Annotated in this window: 23 protein-coding genes and 1 pseudogene; 8 read left to right on the top strand and 16 right to left on the bottom strand. The window is 62.3% G+C overall.

What is annotated here, in order from left to right:
- Positions 1-50 precede the first annotated feature (50 nt).
- Positions 51-926 (bottom strand): 4-hydroxy-tetrahydrodipicolinate synthase, encoded by an 876-nt coding sequence (gene dapA, locus BLU37_RS24435; protein ID WP_090209781.1) that lies wholly within the window; start codon positions 924-926, stop codon positions 51-53.
- A 305-nt stretch (positions 927-1,231) separates the two neighbouring features.
- Between dapA (BLU37_RS24435) and BLU37_RS29590 the strand changes: the two are divergent.
- Positions 1,232-1,324, top strand: a pseudogene (locus BLU37_RS29590) (tautomerase family protein); the annotation flags it as partial.
- 8 nt (positions 1,325-1,332) lie between these two features.
- On the opposite strand, the gene BLU37_RS24425 reads toward BLU37_RS29590, so the two are convergent.
- Entirely contained in the window at positions 1,333-2,241 is a 909-nt protein-coding gene (locus tag BLU37_RS24425; RefSeq protein ID WP_172833053.1) for a LysR family transcriptional regulator, read from the bottom strand.
- 102 nt (positions 2,242-2,343) lie between these two features.
- Between BLU37_RS24425 and tam the strand changes: the two genes are divergently transcribed.
- Positions 2,344-3,108 carry a trans-aconitate 2-methyltransferase gene (tam, locus tag BLU37_RS24420; RefSeq protein ID WP_090210998.1) on the top strand — a complete coding sequence of 255 codons (765 nt, stop codon included), beginning with the start codon at positions 2,344-2,346 and terminating at the stop codon, positions 3,106-3,108.
- 12 nt (positions 3,109-3,120) lie between these two features.
- On the opposite strand, the gene BLU37_RS24415 is transcribed toward tam, so the two are convergent.
- From BLU37_RS24415 to BLU37_RS24365, 11 genes are all read right to left on the bottom strand, one after another.
- Positions 3,121-3,462 (bottom strand): type II toxin-antitoxin system HicB family antitoxin, encoded by a 342-nt coding sequence (locus BLU37_RS24415; RefSeq protein WP_090209777.1) that lies wholly within the window; start codon positions 3,460-3,462, stop codon positions 3,121-3,123.
- Positions 3,463-3,682: 220 nt separating this feature from the next.
- Positions 3,683-5,056, bottom strand: a complete 1,374-nt coding sequence (gene ppnN / locus BLU37_RS24410; protein WP_010445463.1) for a nucleotide 5'-monophosphate nucleosidase PpnN — start codon at positions 5,054-5,056, stop codon at positions 3,683-3,685.
- A 98-nt stretch (positions 5,057-5,154) separates the two neighbouring features.
- A complete protein-coding gene (locus BLU37_RS24405) occupies positions 5,155-5,937 on the bottom strand; it encodes a DeoR/GlpR family DNA-binding transcription regulator (RefSeq protein WP_090209775.1) in 783 nt (260 codons plus the stop codon).
- A gap of 43 nt (positions 5,938-5,980) precedes the next feature.
- Positions 5,981-6,667, bottom strand: coding sequence for an SDR family oxidoreductase (locus tag BLU37_RS24400; RefSeq protein WP_090209773.1), 687 nt, complete (start codon positions 6,665-6,667; stop codon positions 5,981-5,983).
- A 50-nt stretch (positions 6,668-6,717) separates the two neighbouring features.
- Positions 6,718-7,836 (bottom strand): sialidase family protein, encoded by a 1,119-nt coding sequence (locus tag BLU37_RS24395; RefSeq protein WP_090209771.1) that lies wholly within the window; start codon positions 7,834-7,836, stop codon positions 6,718-6,720.
- Positions 7,826-9,241, bottom strand: coding sequence for a sodium:solute symporter family protein (locus BLU37_RS24390; RefSeq protein ID WP_010445459.1), 1,416 nt, complete (start codon positions 9,239-9,241; stop codon positions 7,826-7,828). The genes BLU37_RS24395 and BLU37_RS24390 overlap by 11 nt, the downstream gene beginning before the upstream one ends.
- A 49-nt stretch (positions 9,242-9,290) precedes the next feature.
- A complete protein-coding gene (gene pdxA, locus BLU37_RS24385; protein ID WP_090209769.1) occupies positions 9,291-10,307 on the bottom strand; it encodes a 4-hydroxythreonine-4-phosphate dehydrogenase PdxA in 1,017 nt (338 codons plus the stop codon).
- Positions 10,300-11,532, bottom strand: a complete 1,233-nt coding sequence (locus BLU37_RS24380) for a four-carbon acid sugar kinase family protein (protein ID WP_090209767.1) — start codon at positions 11,530-11,532, stop codon at positions 10,300-10,302. Before BLU37_RS24380 ends, pdxA begins: the two co-directional genes overlap by 8 nt.
- Positions 11,529-12,692 (bottom strand): iron-containing alcohol dehydrogenase, encoded by a 1,164-nt coding sequence (locus BLU37_RS24375; protein WP_090209765.1) that lies wholly within the window; start codon positions 12,690-12,692, stop codon positions 11,529-11,531. The genes BLU37_RS24380 and BLU37_RS24375 overlap by 4 nt, the downstream gene beginning before the upstream one ends.
- A gap of 15 nt (positions 12,693-12,707) precedes the next feature.
- Positions 12,708-13,583, bottom strand: coding sequence for a 4-hydroxy-tetrahydrodipicolinate synthase (dapA, locus tag BLU37_RS24370; RefSeq protein WP_010445453.1), 876 nt, complete (start codon positions 13,581-13,583; stop codon positions 12,708-12,710).
- Positions 13,584-13,978: 395 nt separating this feature from the next.
- Positions 13,979-14,923: a sensor domain-containing diguanylate cyclase gene (locus tag BLU37_RS24365; protein WP_090209763.1), complete on the bottom strand. Its 945-nt coding sequence runs from the start codon at positions 14,921-14,923 to the stop codon at positions 13,979-13,981.
- Positions 14,924-15,139: 216 nt separating this feature from the next.
- On the opposite strand from BLU37_RS24365, the gene fabV reads away from it, so the two are divergent.
- The 3 genes from fabV to mnmH all read left to right on the top strand — a co-directional run bounded on the left by fabV (position 15,140) and on the right by mnmH (position 18,862).
- Positions 15,140-16,336: an enoyl-ACP reductase FabV gene (gene fabV, locus BLU37_RS24360; protein ID WP_010445449.1), complete on the top strand. Its 1,197-nt coding sequence runs from the start codon at positions 15,140-15,142 to the stop codon at positions 16,334-16,336.
- A gap of 394 nt (positions 16,337-16,730) precedes the next feature.
- Positions 16,731-17,765 (top strand): selenide, water dikinase SelD, encoded by a 1,035-nt coding sequence (gene selD, locus BLU37_RS24355; RefSeq protein ID WP_090209761.1) that lies wholly within the window; start codon positions 16,731-16,733, stop codon positions 17,763-17,765.
- Entirely contained in the window at positions 17,765-18,862 is a 1,098-nt protein-coding gene (mnmH, locus tag BLU37_RS24350; protein WP_090209759.1) for a tRNA 2-selenouridine(34) synthase MnmH, read from the top strand. Before selD ends, mnmH begins: the two co-directional genes overlap by 1 nt.
- 127 nt (positions 18,863-18,989) lie before the next feature.
- Here mnmH and BLU37_RS24345 read toward each other — a convergent pair whose 3' ends face one another.
- A complete protein-coding gene (locus BLU37_RS24345) occupies positions 18,990-20,045 on the bottom strand; it encodes a permease (protein WP_090209757.1) in 1,056 nt (351 codons plus the stop codon).
- Positions 20,046-20,115: 70 nt separating this feature from the next.
- Positions 20,116-20,592 (bottom strand): Lrp/AsnC family transcriptional regulator, encoded by a 477-nt coding sequence (locus tag BLU37_RS24340; RefSeq protein ID WP_010445442.1) that lies wholly within the window; start codon positions 20,590-20,592, stop codon positions 20,116-20,118.
- Between the two features lie 132 nt (positions 20,593-20,724).
- On the opposite strand from BLU37_RS24340, the gene BLU37_RS24335 reads away from it, so the two are divergent.
- A complete protein-coding gene (locus BLU37_RS24335) occupies positions 20,725-21,621 on the top strand; it encodes a DMT family transporter (RefSeq protein WP_090209755.1) in 897 nt (298 codons plus the stop codon).
- A gap of 65 nt (positions 21,622-21,686) precedes the next feature.
- On the opposite strand, the gene BLU37_RS24330 is transcribed toward BLU37_RS24335, so the two are convergent.
- Entirely contained in the window at positions 21,687-22,469 is a 783-nt protein-coding gene (locus BLU37_RS24330; protein WP_090209753.1) for an SDR family NAD(P)-dependent oxidoreductase, read from the bottom strand.
- Between the two features lie 101 nt (positions 22,470-22,570).
- Here BLU37_RS24330 and BLU37_RS24325 point away from each other — a divergent pair, with 101 nt between their 5' ends.
- Positions 22,571-23,119, top strand: a complete 549-nt coding sequence (locus BLU37_RS24325; protein WP_090209751.1) for a TetR/AcrR family transcriptional regulator — start codon at positions 22,571-22,573, stop codon at positions 23,117-23,119.
- Positions 23,120-23,266: 147 nt separating this feature from the next.
- Entirely contained in the window at positions 23,267-23,866 is a 600-nt protein-coding gene (locus tag BLU37_RS24320; RefSeq protein ID WP_090209749.1) for a flavin reductase family protein, read from the top strand.
- Positions 23,867-23,993: the final 127 nt, after the last annotated feature.

The raw sequence follows: 23,993 nt of genomic DNA, 5'->3' as shown, positions 1-23,993 counted from the left end.
CAAATTCATGGAGGCGCACACCATTGCAAATGGACTCACCACTCACGACGTCAGCGACTGACCTGCTTGAGTGCCGCCAGAATGCCTTGCAGACGCTCGACCAGGGCACCGCTGCTGGCGAGCATGGGCGCGCGCAGTTCGTCGCGGATCAGCCCCTGCAGGGCCAGGACGCTTTTCACGGGAGCGGGATTGGGTTCGGCGAACAGGGTTTGAATCAACGGGGTCAGTTGGAAGAAGGTGGTTCTGGCGGCAGCGAGCTGCTGGTCCCGCACTTGCCGGTGCAACTGCACAAACAACTCGGGATGAATGTGCGCTGAAGCGGCAATCGCCCCGGTGGCGCCCAGGCACAGGGCATTGAAGAGCTGGTTGTCCTCGCCACACAGCACATCGACCTTGCCGCTGGCCAACAGCGCCAGGGTGTTGTTCAGGTTGCCGCCGCAGTCCTTGATGGCGACGATATTTTCATGGGCGACGATGTCGAGCAGCGTTGCCTGTTCGAAGCTCACCCCGGTGCGATAGGGAATGTCGTAGAGAATCAGCGGTACGCTGGAGGCGTCGGCAACGGTCTTGAAAAACGCCTGCAGGCCGGCTTGGGAGGGGCGGATATAATAGGGCGGGGGCACCAGCAGGCCGGCGACCGGGCGTCTGAGTATTTCGCTTTGGAACTGCAGCAGCTCGCTCAGGTTGTTGCCAGCCAGGCCCATGACTACCTGGTGGGGCGCGGCCACTTCGAGCACGGCATCGAGTACCGCCAGTTGTTCGTGTTTGCCCAGCGCAGCGGCTTCCCCGGTGGTCCCGCAGACGACGAGACCGTCGACGCCGCTTTCCAGCAGATGGCGGGCCAACCGGCGCAGAGCGACGAAGTCGACGGCCTGGTTGATGAACGGCGTGACGAGGGGAACCCAGATACCTTGAAACGATGACATGAACTTTCTCCTGATGGTTGACCGTTTCGTCACCGTCAGAAGCATGCAAGGAAGTTGGGAGGAGGGAGGGTGTCCGTCGCGCTCAATGTCCTGTCAGCTCATCTGACGGGACAGCGCGCCCCGGTCACATGAGCGACTGTTTCTTCGATTTAGGGGCAAACGCAACGCACGCGACAACCTTGGCGTTCAAGCCAGCGGCGGTAGCGAAAGTGTTGAGCGTTGCGGACATATTTGTTTACACCCTGGATAAGGATTTCAGTTTTAAGAGTTGGCGTCGGGTTTGTCAATCTCCAAGCATCGCCCCAAGGGCGTTGCGGCTGTACCCGGAGGATGTGATGGTGGTGATCACCACCACGGCGGCGGATGAGTGGTCATTTGGGGGCGGGCGAGTGCATTGAGGGGAACCTCAGTGTTCGGCTGCGGCCGCCTGGGTGACCAGTTCGCGAAAGCGTTGCAGGACCGATGAGCTGTCGCCCACCCGGGTTGCCAGGTGCAGCGGCGCGATCAGTCCCGGACATTCGGCCAGGGGGCGGTAGGCAATGCCATCGCCGCGCAGGCGTTGCATCGAGGCGGGGACGATGGAGAGGCCGAGCCCTGCGGCGACCAGGCTCAAAGTCGCGGCCATGCGGGGGGCTTCCTGGATCACCCGGGGGCTGAAGCCCGCCTCTCGGCAGGCCACCAGGATGGCGTCGTACAGCCCCAGCCCGACCCGACGTCGATACAGCACGAAGGCTTCGCCCGCGAGGGCCGACAGCGGCAGAGCCGTGTGGGCGTCCTGCGCCAGCGGATGGTCCATCGGCAGCGCCAGCAACATGGGTTCGGTCAGGATCGGTTCGGCCTGCAGGTTGGGGGTACCGCTCAAGGGCGAACGCACGAACGCCGCATCCAGGCGCTCATGCACCAGCGCATCGATCAACTCGCCAGTGCCGGCCTCCTCCAGGGCCACGGAGACACCGCCAAACGCTTCGCGAAAGTGTCGCAGCACTCCAGGCACGAACGGATGCAGCGCTGCCGAGCTGGTAAAGCCGATACCGAGACGGCCTTGTTCGCCACGCGCGGCGCGACGGACCACCTCGGCTACCGCCTCGGCGCGTGCCAGCAGTTCCCGGGCCTCTTCCAGCAACGCCAGGCCGGCGCTGGTCGGGCGTACACCGCGGGGCAGGCGCTCCATCAGGGCGACGCCCATCTCGGCTTCGAGCTTCTGCAACAGGCGGGTCAGGGGCGGTTGTTGCATGTGCAGGCGTTCGGCCGCCCGGGTGATGTGGCCTTCTTCGACGATGGCGACAAACGCCTGCAGGCGACGCAATTCGAGCATTTCAATACCTTGAAGGTATGGCAGTGCGTCATTATTGGCATTTGTCATCATGCTTTGCAAGACCTACGCTGTGCGCACTCCCTGAATACAAGAGGAAGCATGATGACCTGGTCAGCCAAGCAATATTCAACTTTCGAAGCCGAACGCACCCGCCCTGTGCGTGATCTGGTGGCGGCGATCCCGACCCGTAGCGTGCAGGTGGCGGTCGACCTGGGATGCGGACCCGGCAACTCCACTGAAGTGCTGGCCGAGCGCTTTCCCGAGGCGCGGGTCACCGGTCTGGACAGTTCCGACGACATGCTCGTCAGTGCCCGGTCGCGCTTGCCCGGCTTGAGTTTCGAACTGGCCGATATCGCCACCTGGAACCCGGAGCAGACGTTCGATGTGATTCTCGCTAACGCCTCGCTGCAATGGCTGCCGGATCATGCCAGCCTGTATCCGCGCTTGGTGAGCCGATTGGCAGGTGGCGGCAGCCTGGCGGTGCAGACTCCCGACAACATGCAGGAACCCTCCCACCGGTTGGCACGGGAGGTGGCGGCAGAGGGCCCCTGGGCCGCGAAGATCGGCGCGGTACGGCATCCACCGCGGCATGATGCGACGTTCTACTACGAACTGCTGAAACCGCACTGCGCAAGTGTGGATGTCTGGCGCACCACTTACCACCATCCATTGGCCGGCGGCCATGATGCGGTCGTTGAGTGGTTCAAGGGTTCCGCCTTGCGGCCCTACCTGGCGCCACTGGACGAGGCTGAAAAAGCCGCCTACCTGGAGCGCTACCTGGCGGCTATCAGCGAAGCCTATCCGGCATTGCCCGATGGCAGCGTGCTGCTGCCGTTCCCACGCCTGTTCGTGGTGGCGAGTCGCTGATCGGCGATTGGGTCAGGCGCGACGCTGCAGATACTCGCTGAGCGCCTGGCGGGTCAGGTCATTGAGTGTCACGTTCTGTCGGCTGGCGCTCACGGCCGCAGCCAGATGCAGGTCATGGCCGACCCGAACATTGAATGAGCCCTTGCACGGTATTTCGGGAGCCTGCTTCAACTGCTGGCAGGTCTCGAGATAGTCGTCCACGGCCTCTTTGAACGCGGCTTCCAGCTCTGCCACGGTCTGGCCTTGATAGTTCACCAGCGCGCGAATGAACTGAAGTTTGCCGGCCAGGCAGTAGTCTTCGATGCAGGCCTCTATGGAACCGTAATAGCCTTTGTAATGCAGAGGGGTGTTCACGGAATCAGCTCTCCCGATGTCAACGGTGGGAGGGTCAATAATGGTGGTTTTTCCCCTGGCCTCCAATCGCTGGAGCCAGGCCGTCGAGATTTCCTACAGCTAGTTGCGACAGGGATTGCCAGCACCCTCATGGAAAGGCGCTGCAAACCTGATTGAAGCCGGTGAAGGTGAGGTCTTGCCCACCGTCGAGCGCGATGGGCAAGGACTCCAGCGTGGGCGCTTAGCTGACGACCCGGTAGCACGGCTCGTACGCCGCGCCGCCCGGCAGTTTCATCCGGTGTTGCGCGACGAAGGCCTGCAGCAGTTTGTCCAGCGGCTGCATGATCTCGGCATCGCCGTGGATTTCGTAGGGGCCGTGCTCCTCGATCAGGCGAATGCCCTTGTCCTTGACGTTGCCCGCGACGATCCCGGAAAACGCCCGGCGCAGGTTGGCCGCCAGTTCGTGGGCCGGCTGGTTGCGGTGCAGTTTGAGGCTGGACATGGCGGCATGGGTCGGGTCGAACGGGTGCTGGAAGCCCTCGTCGATCTTCAGCAGCCAGTTGAAATGGAAGGCGTCGTTGCGTTCGCGGCGGAACTGCTTGACCGCCTTGAGGCCCAGGGCCATTTCCCGGGCGACCTGCGCCGGGTCGTCGATGATGATCTGGTAGTGCTGGTACGCCGCTTCGCCCAGGGTCGCACCGACGAAGGCGTGCAACTGTTGCAGATAGGCTTCGGCGCTCTTCGGACCGGTGAGGATCACCGGGAATGGCAGGTCGCGGTTGTCCGGGTGCATCAGGATGCCCAGCAGGTAGAGGAACTCTTCCGCCGTACCGGCACCGCCCGGGAAGATGATGATGCCGTGGCCGACCCGCACGAACGCCTCCAGGCGTTTCTCGATGTCGGGCATGATCACCAGTTCGTTGACGATCGGGTTCGGCGCCTCGGCGGCGATGATGCCCGGTTCAGTCAGGCCCAGGTAGCGACCGGTGGTGATGCGTTGCTTGGCGTGGGAGATGGTTGCGCCTTTCATCGGCCCCTTCATCACGCCCGGGCCGCAGCCGGTGCAGATATCCAGGCTGCGCAGGCCCAGCTCATGGCCGACCTTCTTGGTGTACTGGTATTCCTCGCTGCTGATCGAGTGGCCGCCCCAGCACACCACCATCTTCGGCTCAAGGCCGGGGCGCAGGGTGCGGGCGTTGCGCAGCAGGTGGAAGACGTAGTCGGTGATGCCCTGGGAACTTTCCAGGTCGATGCGCTGGCTGCCCAGCTCGTTCTCGGTGTAGACGATGTCACGCAGGGCGCTGAAGAGCATTTCCCGGGTGCTGGCAATCATCTCGCCATCGACGAAGGCATCGGCCGGGGCATTGAGCAGTTCCAGGCGCACGCCACGGTCCTGCTGGTGAATACGGATTTCGAAGTCCTTGTAGGCTTCGAGGATGGTTTTGGCATTGTCGACATGCGCGCCGGTGTTGAGGATGGCCAGGGCGCACTGGCGGAACAGTGTGTAGATACTGCCGGAGCCGGCTTCGCTCAGTTGCTGCACTTCCCGTTGGGAAAGGGTTTCAAGACTGCCCTTGGGGCTGACGGAAGCATTGATTACGGATCGTTGGGTCATTCTCTATTCCATGAAAAGCTGCACGCGAAAAGAGCCTTAGCATAGCTAAATCGAGCGTGCAGGTGTGTCCTATTGGACGGGGCACCGCTGGCAGGCTATCAGGGGCAGGGCCGCTGAACCGCTTGTTCAATCTTCACCCGGCCACAGGATTGGAAAGGCAGCAGTTGGGCGTCGGTGGCCGCATCGGTGATCAGGGTCCAGCGTCCTTCCAGCGGAGCCCAGAATTGCTGGTGATCACGTCCCAGCTTACTGGCATCGGCAAGCACGAATATTTCGCTGGCTTGCATCAGCATCTTTTCCTTCAGATAAGCCTGCTCTGCACTCGCTTCGCACAGGCCCCGGTTGGCAACCACGCCATCGGCGCTGACGAAAACCTTGTCGGCACTCAGCCGCTCCAGCATGGCCAGCGCGGCGGGGCCCATGGTCGACATGCTTTCCGTACGCAAATCGCCACCCAGCAACGTGACCTTGCCCCCAGGTAGCGAGCGTAAATGCGGCATCGCCAGAAGATTGTTGGTGATCACATGCAGGCCTTGACGCTCATTGAGCAAACGGGCGAGCGCTGCGGTACTGGTGCCCGCATCGAGCATGACGGTGTCGAAATCCTGCACATGCGCCAGGGCCGCGCGAGCAATCCGGGCTTTTTCGGCGGCGCACTGGCTGCTGCGTTCTTCCAGCGACAATTCTGGCTCGCGCGCGCCGAGATGAGAGGCGCCGCCATACGTGCGCATGACCAGCCCTTGCTCGGCCAGTGCCGTAAGGTCGCGGCGCACGGTAGCCTCCGATACGCCCAGCAACGCACAGAGCGTTTCGACATTGGCATCATTAGGATTGGCGTGGATGAAATCGAGCAGGTTCTGGCGGCGATTGGCTACTTTCATACGGTATCCGGTCAGCGACAAGCGGGGTATCGGGCACTGTAACTCACAATGACGCCCCGCCACAGATCAGCAAAGTCTGGCCGGTGACCGCGCCCGCCTCGGGGCCCACAATGAAGGCGGTATAGGCTGCCACCTCTTCGGGTTTGACGAAGCGTCCGAGTGGCGGCGTGACCGGTGGCGTACCGATACGGCGAGGGTCACGGAGCATTGGCGTGTCGGTCGCGCCTGGTGCGATCAAGTTGACGGTGATGCGTCTTGGCGCCAGTTCCATGGCCCAACTGCGTACCAGCCCGACCAGTGCCGCCTTCGTCGCGGCATACTGGCTACGGCCCACGGCGCCGGCCATGGTTCTGCTGCCGATCACGACAATTCTTCCCCCCTCGCTGAGCTTCGCCGCCAAGTGGTCGACCAACTGCGTGGCCGCTTCCACATGCAGGCGCCACATAGCCTGGCCGTCGTCCAGCTTCAGCTCGCCCAGGGGCGCGGTCCGCATGAATCCTGCCGCATGCACCAGCGCATCGATCGGGCCTGTTTCAGCCAGCGCCGCCTGGGTGAGTGCGCGGTCCGATAAGTCGACACTGCGCCACTCGAAGCGTGGATGATCGATGGCAGGCGCCTGACGGGATAAACCGAGCACCTGCCAGCCGTCTGCCAGCAGGCGGTTGGCGATCGCCAGGCCGATGCCGGAGCTCGCGCCTGTGACCACCGCTTTGGAATATGCCAAGGGCATTGTTGCCTCCGATACCGACAGGGGACGTATGTGCCCCCTGTCGGGCAATGTCAGCCTAGGGTGTGCAAGGGCAGATGCACATGCTTGATTCTCTGGCGAAAGTAGGTGAAGGCCACCTGCAGGCTGCCATTACGCGTCTGGATGATGCTCGGATAGGAATATTCCCGGTTGAGCTTTTCCTGCGAGTTGTTGGTCAGGCAGAAACCATCGCCCAGCTCCAGGTCGATCCGTACCGGCCAACTGCGCCCTTCGTCCCGGGAGATAGCCAGGCTCATCGGTGCCCTGGGGATCCCCCAGACCGCGGCGCGACCGCCGGCTTTGGCAGCCGGTACCACGCGGTCATCACCTTCGTCTTCGATCTCGTCGTAGAGCGAGGTGCGCCGTTCGGTAATCCCCTCGGCATTGACCGGGTTGTAGACCAGCGCCAGTTCACCACTGGCCAGGCGTACGAACTGGATGGAGGAGTTGTTGTTGGCAAGTTCGGTCGGAACCGGCGCGGACCAGGTGCGTCCGTTGTCCGTGGAGCGGGACTCATGGATATGATCTGCCCAACGGCTGCGGAACAGCCCGAGCAGGCTGGCATCGGCCATCTGCTGGATGTTCATGTGCACAAGACCAGTGCTTTCCGGCACGTCGTGACGCTGCCAACTGTGCCCGGCATCGCTGGAAATCATCACCGCACTGACGTCATGGCTGCCCACCCATTTCTCGCCCGGCAGCGCGATGCAGTACCAGACCGGCAGGGCCCAGTCACCGTTCCGGAGAATGACCGGAGGTTGTCGCACGAAGATCCCGGGCTCGTCGAACAGCGTCTCGATCGGCCCCCAGGTCAGGCCATCATCATGGCTGAGGCGGCGACGAACAATCGCGGTTTCCTGGTTGCCGGAAACCTGCGCGGTCCAGATCAGCCACAGTGGCCCTTGCGGGGGCTGGAACAGGATCGGGTTCTGTTCCGAGCGGGTAGGGTCTTCACTGAGTTTGACCGGCTCGCTCCATTCACCCTCCGGGGATTTTCGCGAGAGCAGCACGAAAATGTCAGCCATGCCTTCCTGGGTCCCGGCGAACCATGTGCAGAGCAGGGTACCGTCAGCCAGTTCGTGAAGGTTGGCGGCGTGGTTCTGGGCGTAAGGCGTTGGCAGGAATGCATCCTGGCGCTGGTCACTTGGCATTGGAAACCTCCGAGGGAGAATGATTGGCAGCGCGCTGTGAGCCCGGCAGGCAGCGTTCGATGAGGATCACCAGCGCCGGCGTGATCAGAGCGATATACATGTTGTCGATACCATAAGGGTTGTTCAGCAAGTACCACGCGCTGGTGGTGATCGTGGCGGCAGCCAGGCCCAGGGTGGCGCCTCGGGTGGTCGCGAAGAATGGCAGATAGATGGCGACAAGCGCGACCACGGTGATGGACAGTCGCAGCGCCCGGGTGAAGAACGACAGGTTCAGAATCTCCGGGACGAAAAGCACGAAGATCAGCGGCACGAAGCCGATCACCAGGCCGATCAACTTGGTCATGCGGAACTCGCGTTCGGCGTCCGGTTTGAACATGGGGACGTAGAAATCACGTACGACCAGTGAAGCGATAGCCAGTGCCACGGTGCTCACTCCCACGAAGATCGAGGCGACCAGTGAGATGGTGACCACGCCCGCCATCCACGGGCTCATCGACTGCAGGAACACGGGCATCGCGTACAGGCTGTTCATGTCCGGGTACAGATACTTGGCGGCGACACCGATGAAACCCAGGGCCAGGGAGATCGGCAGGCACAGCAGCGCGGCCCAGAAGGTCGAGGCTTGAGCCGCTTTGGCATTACGGGTGGAACAGATCGCCTGAATGATGAATTGGGTGGAGAAAATCGCCCCAGCCGTACCGATGATCCAGGCCAGCACGCGGGATCCGCCAATGGCGCCATCCCAGGTGAAGTAATGCGCCGGTAATCCCTGATGCACTTTTTCGAAGCCGCCGCTGAGGGACAGTGCGGTGCCGACAACGATCATGATGCCCACGTATTTCACGGCGGTGTGCAGGATGCTGACGTAGGCGACGCTCTTCAGACCGCCAAAGACGTAGTACAGCGTACTGATGATGGCGGTGATAAAGGCGGCGACGGGTAGGTTGATCTTCAACACGGTGGCAATGGCTGCCGCACCACTGATGTAGTTGCCGACGTTCACCAGCAGCAGTGCATAGATCATGATCACCGAGACCATCAGCTTGGTCGAGCGTCCGTACTTTTTCTCGATGAACCCGGAGATGGTGAACTCCCCCGAGTTGTACAGTTTGCGTGCCATCAGCAGGCCAAACAGCGGGAAGCCGATGGAGGCGGCGATGACCGACCAGGACGCGGCCATGCCGCTTTCGAACGCTGCCTGTGCGGTGCCGACGGTGGATTTGGCGCCGATGTATTCGCTCATCATCAGGATGCCGACGATATAGGCGGGCATGCTGCGTGCTGCCACCATGTACTGTTCACTGGTGCGGCTGCGCAAGCGTAGGCTCAGCCACGTGGTGAACAGGATGTAGATCACCACCATGGCGATGATGAGTAGCGTATCCTGGGAATTGAAGGCTTCCATTTTTATCGCTCCAGAATTGTTTTTGTGGAAGGGGCGGATGAATGGTGGATCAGGCGGTAGTGGTGCTCTGCACCTCCCGGCTTGCCAGCTCGACCGCTTGACGCAGGGCTTCGATGAGGCTGCGTTCGTCGGCGATTCCTTTGCCGGCGATATCGAAGGCGGTGCCGTGGTCGACGGAGGTTCGGATCACCGGCAGTCCGATGGTCACGTTGACTCCCGCTTCCAGGCCCATGACTTTCACGGGACCATGCCCCTGATCGTGGTACATCGCCACCACGGCATCGAAGTCGCCTCGGCCGGCGCGGAAGAACAGCGTATCGGCCGGTAGCGGGCCTTCGATGCGCCAGCCACGTTGGCGCAGTTCATCGATGGCAGGCTGAATCTTGGTGTCCTCTTCGCCATATCCGAACAGGCCGTTTTCGCCGGCGTGTGGGTTGATGCCGCAGACCGCGATGAGAGGGGCCTCGATACCGGCGCGTACCAGGGTCTGGTGAGCGCGTTCGATGGTGCGTCGTACCAGGCCCGGTTCGATCCTGGCGATGGCATCGATAATGCCGATGTGGGTGGTGACGTGGATGACCCGCAGGGTTGGCGTCATCAGCATCATCGACACCTCTTCGGTACCGGTGAGGTGCGCCAGCAGTTCGGTATGACCCGGGTAGATGTGGCCGCCGGCGTGCAGGGCTTCCTTGTTCAGCGGTGCGGTGCAGATCGCCTGCAGTTCGCCGGCTTCGGCCAGCTCTACGGTCCGCGCGATGTAGCGATAGGCGGCATCCCCTGCGACGGCGGATAGCCGGCCGTAGGGCAAGTCGTGCGGGATAAGGCCGAGGTCGATGCAATCGATGGTGCCGGGTTGATAGTGCGCCTGAGAGGGGTGCTCGATGGCACGGATCTGGACATCGCTACCGACAATCCGGGCCGCGCTTTGCAGGCGAGAGGCGTCTCCGATGACCAGCGGTTTGCACATGGCGTGTACAGACGCATGGGCCAGGGATTTGACGATGATCTCGGGGCCAACGCCAGCGGCGTCGCCCATGGTGATACCAATCACGGGACGTTCAGACATGTGGGCACTCTTCCAGTTGGGGTGCGGAACCATGGGTGAGATATCGCCAGATGGCGACGAGCGCGTCGGGGTCGCCGAAGGCACCCGCTTTCGTGACCACCGTCAAGGCGCGGCCCTGGTAGTTGGCCTCGGCCTGCACCAGCCCTGGTACAGGTTCACCTTGCAGCATCAGTTGATGGATACCGGCTTGGGTGAGCAGGGCACGGGCGGTTTCACCACCGGTGGCGATCAGCGTGCCAGCCTGTTTCAAGGCCGGTTGCATGCAAGCGGCAAGCGCCTGGCTCAAGTCGCGGGAATGTTGTGTGGGGCGATGGCCCTGATCCATTCGAACCACCAGATCGTGCCCGCTTCCCATCAGCCCAGCCCACTCCAGCGAGCATTGGAGGCGCTCCTCTGTCCGTTGTGGATCAAGGAGCCAATCGGCGTCGAGTTGCACGGACTTCGCCTGGCTGATTGAAATCAGCCGTTGAGCCTGCTCATGCGAGGGTGAGGCCATTGAACCGATGACGGCCAGCAGTGGTTTGCGGGGGGCAGTCGCTGGCGTTACCGGTTGCGCTTCGATCAATCGTGCCAACGCTTTCGCCAAACCGCCTGAACCGACCCAATAGAGCTGCTCGCAGAGATCCACCGTGGCACTGGCGAGGTGATTCAGATCCTCATCCTGCTCGGCGTCGCAGACAAGAACATCGACGGCGTCATTGAGGGCTTGCAGAACACGTTGTTTCAATTCGCTTGGCGGAGTGAGGTGTTCTCGGCCGAGCAGAGCGCAGCGCAGTCCTTGCGCCTGCAACGCGGCGCAAATATCCGAAGTGCCTTGCAGACCTTCGTTTTGCCAGGTTTCGCTGCGGTCGACGGGCACGCCATTGAGGTACTGAATGCCATGGCGCGTGGTTCTGCCGAGGGCCGGGTAGGCCGGCGCCATGACGGCCATGGCGCGCTGATTGAGCGCAGCGATTTCTGCGGCGTAATGTCCGCGCAGTGTCGAGTCGATTTTTTTATACAACGGCAGTTCAGCCACGGCCGGGTTGCTCAGCCATTGCCGATGGGCGCGAACTGCGGCTTCTACCGGCATCTGGCGACTGTCAAGATCCAGCGCCACCACTGGCGCATCCGGCAAATGTGCAAGGGGGCTGAGCAGCACCTCGCAGCGCAGGTGTTCGCTGAAACCCACTGCGCAATCGGCGGCCCCCGTGAGGTCGTCGGCGACGATCAGCAGACGTTTCATGGCAGCAGGCACCGGTAGACCGCCTCGATGTCCTCGAGCGACATGGCTTTCGGATTGTTGACCATCAAGCGGGTGACTTTGGATGCAGCGATCGCCAGTTCGGGGATATGTTGGTCTTCCACGCCAAAGGCGCGCAGGTCTTGAGGGATCTGCAGGCGGTGGGTCCACTCGACGATCTGCGCGACCAGCTTGCCGGCGGCCTGTTCGGCGCTGTCCTCTTCGCGGGCGATACCGCACACGCACGCTGCACGTTTGAGGCGGTCGGCGCAGGCGTCCTGATTGAACAGCATCACGTGGGGCAGCAGCATGGCATTGGCCACACCGTGGGTGACATGGAACTGACCGCCCAGCGGGTAGGCCAGGGCATGTACTGCGGCGGTACCGGCGGCGGTCAAGGCGAGGCCGCCATACATTGAGCCCAGCAGCATGTCCGCACGGGCCCGTACCGAGTCCGGTTGTTCATAGGACTCCACCAGGCTGCCGGCGATCAGTCGCATGGACTCCAGGGCGAAACCGTCACTGACCGGGTTGGCCTTGGTGGAGATGAATGACTCCAGGGCATGGGTGAAGGCATCCATGCCGGTGGCGGCCGTGATCGCCTTGGGCAGGCTGAGGGTCAGTAACGGATCGAGCAGTACCAGGGTGGGCAGCAGGTGCCGACTGACTGCGCCGACTTTCAGTGCTTCGTCCGGCAGGGTGACGATGGCATTGGGGGTGACCTCCGAGCCAGTACCCGCTGTGGTCGGTACCAGCACAGTGGGAATGCCGGCGCGAGCGATGTTGTCGATGCCAAGCATGCTGCGCAACGGTGCATCGTTGGTCAGCAGCACCGAGAACAATTTGGCGGCGTCCAGCACGCTGCCGCCACCGATGGCCAAGAGGGCGTCCGGGGCGTGGGGGGCGATCTGTTCGCGGAAGACGTGCTCGATGTTCTCCAGGGTCGGCTCGATTTCCACCTGATCGACCCAATGGACGCTGATACCCACGGCACTGAACATGTCGACCACGCGCTGGGTGACACCGAGCTTGTGCATGGCGTTCTGCGTGATCAGGACCAGGCGCTTGATCTCGGTGTCGAGCAGCGCCAGGCGTTGTGGCAACTCATCCAGGCTGCCGGCGCCATGCACCAGATGTTTGACGGTTTGGAAGTGGTAGCTCATCGACTCTCTCCGGGATCAGTCTTGGTAGACAGACAGCATGCTGGCCAGGCGTTCGGCCTGGGCGGGCTCCAACGGCAGGATCGGCGAGCGGCAGGGCCCCACGGGGAGGTTGAGCAGGCCGGTGGCTTCCTTGAGCACGACAGGCAGGGCGCCCATGGCAAAGGCATCGCGCAGCGGACGCAGGCGTTCCTGGGCGGCGCGGGCACCGGTGTGATCGCCTGCCTGGAAGCGGTTCCAGATATCCATGACCACGTGCGGCACCGCGTTGGCAGTGGCGGCGACGGCGCCGTCGCCGCCGGCCAGGAGGTTCCAGTAGATGAGGGAATCGGTACCGGCGAATACGGCGAAGTCGTCGCTGCGGTAGTTCATCATCTGCACCAGGCTGTCGAAGTTGCCAGCGCTGTCCTTGATGCCTTTGATCATCGGGTGCTGGCTGAGCGCGGCAACGGCCTTGATGCCGATGCTCATCCCGGTCTTGGCTGGGATGTTGTAGAGCATGATCGGCAGGCTCGAAGCCTCGGCGATGACCTCGTAATGACGGATCAATTCGCGCTCGCTCACCGCGTTGAAGTAAGGGGTGATGACTGACAGGCCGTCGACACCGATGTCGGCCATGCGTTTGTTCATGTCCACCACTTCATGGGTGGCGAAGGCACCCGTCCCGACGATCACCGGCACCCGACCGGCAGTGGCGTCGACCATGATCGCAGCGATGCGCAGTTTCTCTTCCTGGGAAAGGGCGAAGAATTCACCGTTGGTGCCGAGGGCGAACAGGCCGTGGACGCCGTGACCGATCAGGTTTTCGACCAGGTTGCGCAGAGCGGCTTCGTCGAGCTGCTGATCGGCTGTAAAGGGGGTGAGGAGAGCGGGAACGATGCCGTGAAATCTCATGGAAGGCCTCTCTTTTTTGATTTTTATTGAGAGGGATAGTCGCATTAATGACTGAATCGATCAATATTTTTTTGATATGATTGATTTGATCATTGTTGTGTGAGCGCCTTTGAGCGCTGATCAGCAAAATATCCGCAGTGATCTGGCAGTGATGGCAAAGCGCTCATGCAGAACGAACGGTTTGATTTTCAATGGAAAATGATTGATTCGGGCAAAAACTGCCGTGCTGGCTGCTTTGTGGTATTTCCCTGCGTTTGGGACGCGTGCGATCTGCGCGGGAAGAGCAGCAGGCGATGAGTTCGCCTGTTGGGAGGGCAGGTCTGTTGTGCGCAGATGGTTAAAAACTACGCTGGAGAGTTCCTGCGGCTTTCACCCAGGGGCGGTGGAGGCTCCAGTCATTGGCTGAAATCGGCATACTCGGCGCCCATGCGCCCGTTGCGCTTGATCCGGTACAACAACTCATCGACCTTCCCGACAAAGTCCAGCGCCGGCTCTTCAGGACTGGCGCGGGTGGTACCGACCCCCAGACTGAGGCTCAGCAACCCGGCCACTGCCGACTTCTCATGGGCGATCTGCTGCTGGCGAATCAGTTGCAGGCAATTCTGCGCAACCTGCCGGGCCTTGTCCGCCGGTGTTTCGGGCAATAGCCAGACGAACTCCTCGCCGCCGATCCGGGCAATGAAGTCCCGGGGCCGGTTGGTCGCCTGGGCGAGGGTCTGTGCCACCTGACGCAAGGCTTCGTCGCCCTTGATATGGCCGTAGTGATCGTTGTACTGCTTGAAGAAGTCGATATCCAGAATGATCAGCGACAGGGGCAGTTGACTGCGCTGGGCCTGTTCCCACTCACGGGCGAGCACGGTGTCGAACATGCGGCGGTTGGCGATTCCGGTCAGGCCGTCCTGGAACGAGTATTCCTCCAATTGCTTCTGCAGGCGGGCCAGGTGTTCCTCGGTCTTCTTGCGTTCGCTGATATCGAACATGAAGCCGATCAGTGCTTCGACTTCCCCGTCCTTGCGCACCACATGCACCACATCGCGTATCCATACGTACTCACCGTCGCGGGTCAGGGCGCGGTAGTCGGCCTCATGGTCGACCCCGGCCTTGGACTGCGAGACGCAGAAATTCACCACGTACTCACGGTCGTCCGGGTGCATGCGCGATACCCAGTCATCGATGCCGACCCAACTGTCCTGTGCCCAGCCGAGCAGCGTCTCGATCTGTGGGCCGATGTAGCTGAAGGTCATGGTCTGCCAGTCGAGCCGCCAGGGAATGGCCCGGGTCGATTCGAGCAGGGTCTTGTAGACGTCGCTATCGGTTTGCGCAGAGGACGGGGTGCTCATGATCGATCAGGATTCGTTTCAGGAGGAGGAGGCTAGAATGTTGCCCGACGCGCGGGGAATCAAGGCCCAGGCGAGGCAAGGTGAGGGTATTTTGCCTCCTCGGGACAACCAGCGGCGTAAATGCAGTGACGCATGGGCTTTTTGAGCGTCTACGACTAGAATCCGCGACGTTATTATCATCAGCGTCGATACAGGCCTAAGAGAAAAGGGGACCTTATGATCATCAAACCACGCGTTCGTGGCTTTATCTGTGTGACCACCCATCCGGTGGGCTGCGAAGCCAACGTCAAGCAACAGATTGACTATGTCACCCAGCAAGGCCCGGTCAATGACGGACCGAAGAACGTCCTGGTGCTCGGCGCCTCTACCGGCTATGGCCTGGCTGCACGCATCACCGCTGCATTCGGTTGCGGCGCCAAGACCCTCGGCGTGTTCTTCGAGCGTGAAGGCGACGAAGGCAAGCTCGGCACCGCCGGCTGGTACAACAGCGCCGCTTTCCACAAGTTTGCCGAGGCCGATGGCCTGTACGCCAAGAGCATCAACGGCGACGCCTTCTCCGACGAAGTCAAGCGCCTGACCATCGAAACCATCAAGCGCGACCTGGGCAAGATCGACCTGGTGATCTACAGCCTGGCGGCCCCGCGTCGTACCGACCCGAAAACCGGTGAAGTCTACAGTTCGACGCTCAAGCCGATCGGCAAGTCGATCACCCAGCGTGGCCTGAACACCGACAAGGAAGAAGTCAACAGCACCACCCTGGCCGAGGCCAGCGAGGAGGAAATCGCCGGTACCATCAAGGTGATGGGTGGTGAAGACTGGCAGCTGTGGATCGACGCCCTGGACGAAGCCGGCGTGCTGGCCGATGGCGCCAAGACCACCGCGTTCACCTATCTGGGCGAGAAAGTCACCCACGACATCTACTGGAACGGCTCCATTGGCGCAGCCAAGAAGGACCTGGACCAGAAGGTCCTGAAGATTCGCGAACGTCTGGCGGCCAAGGGCGGTGACGCCCGGGTGTCGGTACTCAAGGCCGTGGTCACCCAGGCCAGCTCGGCGATCCCGATCATGCCGCTGTACCTGTCGCTGCTGTTCAAGGTGATGAAAGAGCAGGGCGTTCACGAAGGGTGCATCGAGCAGGTCTATGGCCTGTACAAGGACAGCCTGTACTCGCCGACCCCGATCCTCGACGAAGACGGCCGCCTGCGCGCCGACTACAAGGAACTGGCCCCTGAGGTACAGGACCTGGTCGCGAAGCTGTGGGATCAGGTGACCACCGAGAACCTCAACGAACTGACCGATTTCGCCGGCTACAAGGCCGAGTTCCTGCGTCTGTTCGGCTTTGGTGTCGAAGGTGTGGACTACGATGCCGACGTCAGCCCTGACGTGGCGATCGCCAACCTGATCCAGGCTTGAGTCGCGCCTGAGGCCTTGATCGAGCGGCGCGGGCCGGGGTTGCCCGCCGCGCCGCCCGTTGCCTCACGCGGATCACCGGCGTCGCTCGCGGCGCCGATGACTCGCTCCCTCCCCAGGGCTTGCGCCCGCCGCTGTCCTTCCCTTGCCGTTTCGCGACCTCCCGGATCCAGCCTGCCCCTTGTTGTATCTTCGCCCCGTGACCTGACACAGGCCGAAGGTGCTGCGAAATTGCCGGGTCATGTGGCTCTGGTCGGTGAATCCGCCCATCTGCGCCGTATCGCCGAGCAAGTGGACGCGTTCCACCGCCAGGCAGCGTTTTGCCGCACGCGGCCTGGCAGGCCAGGTATGGCCGGCTCTGTTAGACTCGGAACATTTGAGACTGTGAGGTTGACCGATGAGCGAACCGATTCGCCTGACCCAGTACAGCCACGGCGCAGGCTGCGGTTGCAAGATTTCGCCGCAGGTCTTGGAAGTGATCCTGGCCGGCAGCGGCGCCCAGAACCTCGACCCGAAACTCTGGGTCGGCAACGCTTCGCGCGATGATGCGGCGGTGTATGCAATCGATGAGGAGCGCGGCGTGGTCTCGACCACCGACTTCTTCATGCCGATCGTCGACGATCCCTTCGATTTCGGGCGGATCGCCGCAACCAACGCCATCAGTGACATCTACGCCATGGGCGGCGACCCGTTGATGGCCATCGCGATTCTCGGCTGGCCTGTCAACGTACTGAAACCGGAGATCGCTCGCGAAGTGATTCGCGGCGGCCGCGAGGTCTGCGACGCTGCTGGAATTCCACTGGCCGGTGGGCATTCGATCGATGCCCCCGAGCCGATCTTCGGCCTGGCCGTCACCGGGCTGGTGGACAAGCGCCACCTCAAGCGCAACGACACCGCCACCGCCGGTTGCATCCTGTACCTGACCAAGCCGCTGGGCATTGGCGTGCTGACCACCGCAGAGAAGAAAGGCAAGCTGCGCAGCGAAGACGTCGGCCTGGCTCGCGACTGGATGTGCACCCTGAACAAGCCTGGCAGCCGTTTCGGCAAGCTGGCCGGGGTGACCGCGATGACCGATGTCACCGGTTTCGGCCTGCTCGGCCATCTGGTGGAAATGGCTGACGGCAGCGGCCTGACCGCGCGCATCGTCTATGAGCAGGTGCCGCGCCTGCCAGCGGTCGAGTATTACCTGGAGCTGGGTTGCATTCCGGGCGGTACGCTGCGCAATTTCGACAGCTATGCCAGGAAGATCGGTCCGTTGCGCGAGCTGCACAAACGGGTATTGTGCGACCCGCAGACCAGCGGTGGCCTGTTGGTAGCGGTCACGCCCGAGGGGCAGGCGGAGTTTCTGGCCGTCGCCGCCGAACTGGGCCTGAACCTGGAGCCCATCGGCCAGTTGGTGGAACGACAGAGTCATGCGGTAGAGGTGTCCTGATGCCCGGCGATATCACCGACTACCGCACACTGTTTCTCAATGATGTCCCGATGATGGATACCCGGGCGCCGATCGAGTTCGCCAAGGGCGCCTTTCCCGGGGTGCTCAACCTGCCGCTGATGAACGACCTGGAGCGGCAGTGGATTGGCACCTGCTATAAGCAGCACGGCCAGCAGGCGGCGATTACCCTCGGACACCAATTGGTCTCCGGTGAGGTCAAGGCCGCCCGGTTACAGGCTTGGGTCGACTTCACCCGGGCGCACCCGGAGGGCGTGCTCTACTGTTTTCGTGGCGGCCTGCGCTCGCAGATCGTCCAGCAATGGCTCAGCCAGGACGCGGGCATCGACTACCCGAGAGTCGGCGGTGGCTACAAGGCCATGCGGACCTTCCTGATGCAGACCGTCGAGCAGACGGTGGCGCAGTCGGACTTCGTGCTGCTGGGCGGAATGACCGGCACCGGCAAGACCGACGTCATCCTTCAGTTGGATAACAGCCTGGATCTGGAAGGGCATGCCAATCATCGCGGCTCCAGCTTCGGCAAGCGGGCCACCGGGCAGCCGTCCAATATCGACTTCGAAAACCGCCTGGCGGTCGATCTGCTGAAAAAGCGTGCCCGCGGTATCGAGCAGTTCGTCGTCGAGGATGAGAGCCGCATGGTCGGGCGCTGCGCCTTGCCGCTGGCGTTGTACCAGGGCATGCAACACTTCTCCATGGTCTGGCTGGAGGATGGTCTGGAGAGCCGCGTCGAGCGTATCCTGCGCGATTATGTGGTGCAGCTGTGCGCGGAGTTCATCGCCGTTCACGGTGAGCACGGCTTCACGCTCTTTGGCGAACGCTTGCTGGGTAGCCTGGACAACATCCACAAGCGCCTGGGCGGCGAGTGCCACCGGCGGATGCGGGTATTGATGGCTGAGGCCCTGGCTGAGCAGGAGCGCTCCGGTAATGTCGACCTGCACCGAGCCTGGATTCTGGGTCTGCTCAGCGAGTACTACGACCCGATGTACGTGTTCCAGCGTGAAAGCAAGGGTGCCCGGATCGAGTTCGCCGGCGATCAGGCGGCGGTGCTGGAGTACCTCAGGCATCGCGCAAGGCGCTGAGCGCGCCGACAGGTTGCCGTACTTTGTAGGGGCAGGGCTTGTCGGGACGCCGCCCCGCCGCGAAGCCCTTGGCACTCTCAAGGCCCCCTTCGCCAGCCAGCCCTGCTCCTACAATATGAGTCTGTGGTTAGAGCACCACCACCGCCACCAAACCGCTGACGATGCCTACCAGCATGGTCAGGACCGCTACGGTCACCAGCACCCGTGCATCGAAGTCCTTGCGCAGCATCAGCAGCGACGGCAGGCTGATGCTCGGCAGGGTCATCAGCAGCGCCACGGCGGGGGCGGTGCCCAGGCCCAGGGTCATCATGGTCTGCACGATCGGAATTTCCGCTGCGGTCGGGATCACGAACAGCGTACCGACGATTGCCAGCGGCACCAGCCACAGCAGACTGTTGCCCATCGCACCGTCGACATGGGGAAACAACCAGACCCGCGCCGCGCCGAGCAGCAGCACCGCGAGGATGTAGACCGGAATGGTGCTCCAGAACAGTTGCCAGAGTGTCTTGCCCCAGCGCAGGAAGAAAGGCTGCTCGTTCGCTGTGCTGGCCTCGACCAGCGCGTGTACGGCCGGCTCCGGCAAGGTTTCCGGCCGGGCGATCCGCTGGGCGATCAGCGACACCCCGAGCACCAGCACCAGGCCTGCCACCAGACGGATCGCGCTGAACCCCCAGCCGAGCACGAAGCCCATGAACACCAGGGTGGCGGGGTTGAGCACCGGATTGGCGATCCAGAACGCCAGTGCCGCGCCGACCGAGACATTCTGCCGGCGCATGCCTGCGGCCACCGGTGCCGCGCAGCAGGAGCACATCATGCCGGGCAGGGCGAACAGCCCACCGCGCATGGTCGAGCCAAAACCGGCCCGGCCGAACAGACGCAGCAGCCAGTCACGGGGAATCAGTACCTGCAACAGCGAGCCGAGGATCACCGCCAGCACTGCGGCCTTCCAGATCGCCAGGAAATACACCTGGGCATAGGCCAGCGCGGCCGCCACCGGTGAGCCCGGATTATCGTTGATGATCGAGCCACCGATGCTGTGGCTGTCGGCGGCGATGAAGGCCTTGGCGTAGTAGGGCGACCACTTGACGTAGTACAGGCCGATGGCGGCGATGGCGAGAAACAGCAGCGGTTTCCACCACAGCGACCAACCCCGGGCAGGGGTGGTGGAGGAGAGTGAGGTCATGGCAAGCAGGCTCTGAAAGAGAATGACGGTTATCGGGTGAATGATAACCCAGGGCCTGGGGCCCGCCATGTTATCTGGGTGGGATCTGATGGTTTTGTGTCGTCTGATTCATCGCCATCGGTGGCAATCGCCGCTTCACCGGGGTCTTCTTGACGATCGCGGTATTGGTCTCGGCATGACTGTTCAGCCGGTCGAGCAGAATGTCCAACTGCTCCATGTCCCGCACATGCAGGCGTGCGATGAAGCAGTCCTCGCCGGTGACCTTGTCGCACTCGGTGAACTCGGGGATCGCCTGGATCTGCCGCTCCACCTCGTGCAGTTGGCCCGGCAGCGGCCGGATGCGCACGATGGCCTGCAACAGGTAGCCGAAGGCGCGCGGCTCGACCTCAACGGTGTAGCCCTTGATCACCCCGCGCTCCTCCAGGCGGCGCAGACGCTCGGCAACGCTGGGTGCGGACAGCCCACTGATCTGCGCCAGGGCCTTGAGCGAGCGCCGCGAGTCTTCCATCAGTGCCGCGAGCAGGAGTTGGTCAATCGCGTCGGTCATTGTGAACCCATAAGGTGAAAGTGGTCGTTGGCCTTGATCATAAAGGCAAAAGATCAGTTTAGCCTTTTATAGTCGCTGGAGAAGCTGCTGCAGCGCTTGGCATACTTTTGCCATCTGCCAAGGAGTCCAATCATGTCTCAATCACTGCATCGCGGGTCACTGGAAATGGTTGCGGCCATGCTGATTTCCGGAACCATCGGCTGGTTCGTGCTGGTGTCCGGCCAGCCGGTACTGGACGTGGTGTTCTGGCGCTGCCTGTTCGGTGCGCTGACCCTGCTGGCGATCTGCGCGGCTCTGGGTTTTCTGCGGCCTGGTATTTTGAGCCGTATCACCTTCCTGCTGGCGGTGCTCAGCGGGGTGGCGATCGTCGGCAACTGGCTGCTGCTGTTCGCTTCCTATTCCCGTGCGTCGATCGCCATCGGCACGGCGGTCTACAACGTCCAGCCATTTCTGCTGGTAGGGCTGGCAGCGCTGTTTCTCGGCGAGAAGATCACCGCGCAGAAGCTGTTCTGGCTGGGCCTGGCCTTTGCCGGGATGTTGGCGATCGTCAGTGCCCACGGGCAACAGGGCGAGCGTGGCGCAGACTATCTGCTGGGCATCGTATTGGCCCTCGGTGCGGCTCTGCTGTATGCCTTTGCCGCGTTGATCATCAAGCGTTTGGCTGGCACGCCGCCGCATTTGATCGCGCTGGTCCAAGTGACCACCGGGACACTACTGCTGGCGCCCTGGGCCAATTTCTCGGTGCTGCCGGTGCAGGCCAGCGCCTGGGGCAGCCTGGTAACTCTGGGTATCGTCCATACCGGAGTCATGTATGTGCTGCTGTATGGAGCGATTCAGAAATTGCCGACAGCATTGACCGGTGCCCTGTCGTTCATCTATCCGATTGCGGCGATCTTCGTCGATTGGTTCGCCTTCGGGCACCATTTGCAACCGCTGCAGTGGCTGGGTGTGTCCGCGATCCTGCTGGCGGCTGCGGGCATGCAGCAGGGCTGGACGCCCTGGAACCGCCGGATCTTCGTCCGCAGCTGAATGGGATTGCCCCCAAGAAGTTGGATATTAATCCAACCCTTGGGGAGGCGGTCCAGAGCAGCCGATCAACCGCGATAGCGCGCTGCCGGCAGCGCCTGCATGTAGTTGGGCAGCATCGCCTGGCGTGCGGCCTCCAGGGCTTGCCACTGAGCTTCGTCCGGCAACGGCGGAATGGTCACGGTTTCGCGACGATCGAAGCCCACCAGTGCCGCGTCCACCAGGTCCTCGACTTCCATCACCACCGGCAGATCCTCGATGCGCATACCGGAGCGTTCCCAGATTTCCGTGCGGGTGGCCGCTGGCAGCACTGCCTGGACATAGAGCCCCTTGGCTCCCAGCTCGATGTTCAGTCCCTGGCTCAGGAACAGCACGAACGCCTTGGTCGCCCCGTAGACGCTCAACTGCAACTCCGGCGCCAGGCCCACCACCGAGGCGAGATTGATGATCGAGCCGCCACCGGCCCGAACCAGGCGTGGGGTGATGGCATTGCTCAAGCGGGCGAGGGCAGTGATGTTGAGGTTGATGATCTGGCTGACCACGTCCGGTGTCTGCTCGATGAAGCTGCCAGTGCCGTTCATGCCGGCGTTGTTGACCAGGATGCCGATAGTGGCGTCGTCCCTGACCCGCGCCTCGATCCGGGCCAGAGCACTCGCATCGGTCAGATCCGCCTGCAGTACCTCCACGTTCACCCCGGTCTCCGTGCGCAGGCGCTCGGCCAGCGCATCCAGGCGCAACTTGTCTCGGGCGACCAGCACCAGGTTGTGTCCGCGTTTGGCGAAACGGTCGGCATAGACGGCGCCGATGCCGGTGGATGCGCCTGTAATCAGAACGGTCGGTTTGAGGGTCATGGCTGTAATCCTGGTTGGGTTGATTTATTCATGACGATTGTCATGTTTAATGAATATGATGTCTATCATGTATACTGTCAAGCCTATCTATGGAGGTCCTGATGAAAGTCAGTCGCGAACAGGTTGCGCAGAATCGCCTGAAGATCCTCGAGGTCGCCGGTCGGCTGTTTCGGGAGCATGGCTACGAGGCGGTCACCGTCGCCCAGGTGATGAAGGCCGCCGGCATGACCCATGGCGGTTTCTATGGCTACTTTGCCTCGAAAGATGAGTTGGTAGCCGAGGCTCTGGCCCATGTGGCGTCGACATCACCGCCAGTGGGTGACGACCTGGCCGGTTATATCGAACAGTACCTGAGCGCTGCCCATCGTGATGACTGCGCCGGTGGCTGTCCGCTGGCTGGACTGGCTGCGGAAACCCGCCGTCAGTCTGCCGAGGCACGAGCGCAGATGACCCGCAGCATAGGCCGGCAACTCGAGCGCCTGGAGCAGGGCTCATCGGGCGTTTCTGAAGAAAAACGCAGGGCGGCCACCGGCCGCCTGGCGACCATGGTCGGCGCCCTGGTGTTGGCGCGGGTCTGTGACGACCCGCAATTGGCCGAGCGGCTGCTCGACGACAGCCGTGAATGGCTGTTGACGAAGACGGCTACTTGAAGATGAGTAGGCGAATCAGCCCTATAGGCGACTGGCGCTTCGACAGGTTTTCCCGCGAGCCCAAGGTAGAGATCCGTATCGTGGGGCTGTGTTTATCCTGCGCGCTGCCCTAGGATATTTCTTTTACTCCGTCAGGTTTTTGCACTCATGTCCGCCGCCCACCGCCTTGCCGTGCCCTTGTCCAAAGCCTACCGCCTGCTCAATCACGGTCCGACCGTACTGGTCAGCGCGGCGCACGATGGTCAACGCAATATCATGGCGGCGACCTGGGCCATGCCACTGGATTTCGATCCGCCCAAGGTGGCGGTGGTGATCGACAAATCGACCTGGACCCGGCGCCTGCTGGAAGCGTCGGGGACCTTTGTGCTGAACGTGCCCTGTGTCGCCCAAGCGGATATCGTGCAGACCGTGGGCACCACCTCTGGCTTGGAACTGAGCCAGAGTCATGGTCGTGACAAGTTCGATGCCTACGGCCTGGAGACGTTCAAGGGCAAGCACCTCGCTGCACCGCTGGTGGAAGGTTGTGTGGCCTGGCTCGAATGCCGCCTGCTGCCGGAGCCGCGCAACCATGAACTGTACGACCTGTTCCTCGGCGAAGTGATTGCGGCTCAGGCCGATTCACGGGTGTTCAGTGACGGGCGCTGGCATTTCGAAGGCCACGACGCCCTGCGTACTTTGCATCATGTCGCTGGTGGGCATTTTCTCACGATCGGCGACGGGGTGGAGGGTGAGGTACTGCAAATGTGAATAGGGCTTTGTCTGGCACGGTCGCTGTGGGAGCCGGCTTGCTGGCGATAGCGGTGTATCAGGTAGCAAAGATGCTGACTGAGAGTACGCTATCGCCAGCAAGCCGGCTCCCACAAGGTTGGCTGCA

Source organism: Pseudomonas asplenii (assembly GCF_900105475.1).
Lineage (GTDB): Bacteria > Pseudomonadota > Gammaproteobacteria > Pseudomonadales > Pseudomonadaceae > Aquipseudomonas > Aquipseudomonas asplenii.
This window is presented reverse-complemented; position numbering and strand designations above follow the sequence as displayed.

Coding starts and splice junctions, on each gene's coding strand:
- dapA (WP_090209781.1), bottom strand. CDS start 926: ATGTCATCGTTTCAAGGTATCTGGGTTCCCCTCGTCACGCCGTTCATC.
- BLU37_RS24425 (WP_172833053.1), bottom strand. CDS start 2,241: ATGCTCGAATTGCGTCGCCTGCAGGCGTTTGTCGCCATCGTCGAAGAA.
- tam (WP_090210998.1), top strand. CDS start 2,344: ATGACCTGGTCAGCCAAGCAATATTCAACTTTCGAAGCCGAACGCACC.
- ppnN (WP_010445463.1), bottom strand. CDS start 5,056: ATGACCCAACGATCCGTAATCAATGCTTCCGTCAGCCCCAAGGGCAGT.
- BLU37_RS24405 (WP_090209775.1), bottom strand. CDS start 5,937: ATGAAAGTAGCCAATCGCCGCCAGAACCTGCTCGATTTCATCCACGCC.
- BLU37_RS24400 (WP_090209773.1), bottom strand. CDS start 6,667: ATGCCCTTGGCATATTCCAAAGCGGTGGTCACAGGCGCGAGCTCCGGC.
- BLU37_RS24395 (WP_090209771.1), bottom strand. CDS start 7,836: ATGCCAAGTGACCAGCGCCAGGATGCATTCCTGCCAACGCCTTACGCC.
- BLU37_RS24390 (WP_010445459.1), bottom strand. CDS start 9,241: ATGGAAGCCTTCAATTCCCAGGATACGCTACTCATCATCGCCATGGTG.
- pdxA (WP_090209769.1), bottom strand. CDS start 10,307: ATGTCTGAACGTCCCGTGATTGGTATCACCATGGGCGACGCCGCTGGC.
- BLU37_RS24380 (WP_090209767.1), bottom strand. CDS start 11,532: ATGAAACGTCTGCTGATCGTCGCCGACGACCTCACGGGGGCCGCCGAT.
- BLU37_RS24375 (WP_090209765.1), bottom strand. CDS start 12,692: ATGAGCTACCACTTCCAAACCGTCAAACATCTGGTGCATGGCGCCGGC.
- dapA (WP_010445453.1), bottom strand. CDS start 13,583: ATGAGATTTCACGGCATCGTTCCCGCTCTCCTCACCCCCTTTACAGCC.
- BLU37_RS24365 (WP_090209763.1), bottom strand. CDS start 14,923: ATGAGCACCCCGTCCTCTGCGCAAACCGATAGCGACGTCTACAAGACC.
- fabV (WP_010445449.1), top strand. CDS start 15,140: ATGATCATCAAACCACGCGTTCGTGGCTTTATCTGTGTGACCACCCAT.
- selD (WP_090209761.1), top strand. CDS start 16,731: ATGAGCGAACCGATTCGCCTGACCCAGTACAGCCACGGCGCAGGCTGC.
- mnmH (WP_090209759.1), top strand. CDS start 17,765: ATGCCCGGCGATATCACCGACTACCGCACACTGTTTCTCAATGATGTC.
- BLU37_RS24345 (WP_090209757.1), bottom strand. CDS start 20,045: ATGACCTCACTCTCCTCCACCACCCCTGCCCGGGGTTGGTCGCTGTGG.
- BLU37_RS24340 (WP_010445442.1), bottom strand. CDS start 20,592: ATGACCGACGCGATTGACCAACTCCTGCTCGCGGCACTGATGGAAGAC.
- BLU37_RS24335 (WP_090209755.1), top strand. CDS start 20,725: ATGTCTCAATCACTGCATCGCGGGTCACTGGAAATGGTTGCGGCCATG.
- BLU37_RS24330 (WP_090209753.1), bottom strand. CDS start 22,469: ATGACCCTCAAACCGACCGTTCTGATTACAGGCGCATCCACCGGCATC.
- BLU37_RS24325 (WP_090209751.1), top strand. CDS start 22,571: ATGAAAGTCAGTCGCGAACAGGTTGCGCAGAATCGCCTGAAGATCCTC.
- BLU37_RS24320 (WP_090209749.1), top strand. CDS start 23,267: ATGTCCGCCGCCCACCGCCTTGCCGTGCCCTTGTCCAAAGCCTACCGC.